This window comes from Microvirga sp. P4_G7 (assembly GCF_056401005.1).
This window is the reverse complement of sequence record NZ_JBFUKD010000654.1, coordinates 1-2,039: the sequence shown is the minus strand read 5'-3', so window position 1 is coordinate 2,039 and position 2,039 is coordinate 1. Positions and strand designations below refer to the sequence as shown.

Annotated in this window: 2 protein-coding genes; both read right to left on the bottom strand. The window is 59.3% G+C overall.

Annotated features, from left to right (window positions below):
* Nucleotides 1–95: 95 nt before the first annotated feature.
* The gene (locus AC1DT3_RS19145) at nucleotides 96–1,280 is read right to left on the bottom strand and encodes an alginate O-acetyltransferase AlgX-related protein (protein WP_477466804.1); all 1,185 of its coding nucleotides are present in this window, start codon (nucleotides 1,278–1,280) and stop codon (nucleotides 96–98) included.
* On the bottom strand, nucleotides 1,280–2,039 hold a 760-nt coding region (locus tag AC1DT3_RS19140; protein ID WP_477466803.1), incomplete at its 5' end, for an MBOAT family O-acyltransferase. The genes AC1DT3_RS19145 and AC1DT3_RS19140, both read right to left, overlap by 1 nt.

Below are 2,039 nucleotides of genomic sequence, written 5' to 3'. Positions count from 1 at the left end.
CCTTCTTCGTGTTCGGGAATAGGATAAGGGGGGCTCGATACACTGAATGGCGCAGGAAAACAAGGGGATGGGACGCCACGCGGGGTGCGCGCAAGCTATGGGGAAACCCCGTCAGCCAGCTTCTTCCTAGGAAGCTTCTCCAGGGCTCGTCGAAACTGATCGATGTAAGGCGCATAGGCGTTCGCTTCGTTGACTTCCAACAGCACGACATCCGTCGCTGCAAACGTGGTCGGAAGGTCCGCTTCCGCAGCGAAACTGACATCCGAAAAGCGGCTTTCGCCATTCCTGACTTCGGCGACCTTGCTGAAATAGTAATAAAATTTCACCTGATCCGAGAGGCGATGGCTTCCGATGAGATCCAGCAATTGCCAAGAGAAGCTGGTTCCGACCATCAGAATGCTCGGTGATGCTGGCCCCAAGTCGGTCCGGAAGATCGCGTGCGGTGAAGGGTAGGGGCGAAGTTCGAAGGGCAAGTTGAGAAGATTGCCCAGGTCCTCGTCGACAGCGCCTGGCCTGTCGTTGATGGCAAAATTCGCCAGTTCCAGCTTCCGAAGCGGTTTGCCGAGTTTCTCTTCGAGCGTGCTCATGAGGGCCGTGACGCTGAATGAAGCGCCAAAGGAATTCCAATGGAGACCATCCCGCCCAAAAAGGGGCGCATCCTCTCGGGCCTTGGCTTCTCGGGTGACGGCCGTTCCGTCGACGATCTTGATGTTGTGCTTCGCCAACGCCGTTCTGAGCTGCCCTGAGGGCCGTTCCGGGCTCCCGCCGACACAAGGTAACGAAAGATTCTCGGGGTAGATGCCGGGCTTCGTCGGACTGAAAAGCAGAACGAAGGTGCGTCCCGATTCCTCGACAAGGTCTCGCGTCTTCGCGATGGACGCCGCTGTTTCAACGGCTCTCTTGTTCCTCCGGCCCTTGCCGCACCAATCGCGGACGTAATTGGTCGGATAGAGCACATTCTGGCGACCGATCGAGACTTCCGGGTTGAAGCTCCGTCCCATCAGATAGCCTGCGCCATTGTTGAGGCGCAGCATGACCTCGCGCGGCCGCCCCATCGCCTCGGAAGCCCACGGCATGGCCTTCGCCTGAAACTCTCCCGACATGAAGGCCGAAAGAGTCCACGGAGGCGGTGGCGGTGGTTCCACGACGCCGCCCAGATGCGTGTCGCTCAGCCATTTCAGGCCAGCAATGGGAGACACGCGAGCCAGCATTGCGGCCGCCGGTAAGAGGGTCAGCAGGATCAAGAGCGCGAGAACGGGACGCTTGAGGAGCTGTTTCATCAGAAGCGGAAATAAATGAAAGGTTTGAACGTCGAGACGAAGACGCGACCGAATGACCAGACGGTGAGACCGAGAATGCTCGCCTGTGCGAATACCGGCCACAGCCGTTTCCCGAACGTGTCGGCTATCCCGCGCGCCCATGCGAGAGGAGTGAAGGAAAGGCCAAGGCCGATGGCCAGCGCGAACAGGGAGTCCCAATGAAGGGTGATGTCGCCGATCGTGCCTTTCCCCGGGGACGCCATCGCTCCAAACAACGTGCCGGCCTGACCGAGCGAGTGCGCGCGGAAGATGACCCACCCGCACATGACCAAAAGCGCAGTGACGCCCACGCCAACTAATTTTGGCAGGCGCGGCCAGACGTGCCGGTTGAGGCCCGCATGGTCTGCGCAGACGAACAGGCCGTGAAATGCACCCCAGACGACGAAGGTCCAATTGGCCCCGTGCCAAAGGCCCGACGACAGGAAGCAGATCCAAAGGTTGGCGTACATGCGCTGCGTCGAGACCCGGTTCCCTCCGAGAGGGATGTAGAGATAGTCGCGGATCCAGGTCGAAAGCGAGATGTGCCAGCGCCGCCAGAAATCACCGAAACCGATGGCGAGGTAGGGTTGGTTGAAATTCTCACGCAAGCGAAAACCAAGCGTGCGCGCAAGGCCGATCGCCATATCGGAATAAGCGGAAAAATCGAAATAGATCTGAACGGCAAAGCATATTGCGCCGAGCCAGCTATGGCCAAACCCGACATTTGCCGGTGGCATGTTG

Excerpts from the sequence above, each read along its gene's own strand:
- AC1DT3_RS19145 (WP_477466804.1), bottom strand. The coding sequence starts at position 1,280 with ATGAAACAGCTCCTCAAGCGTCCCGTTCTCGCGCTCTTGATCCTGCTG.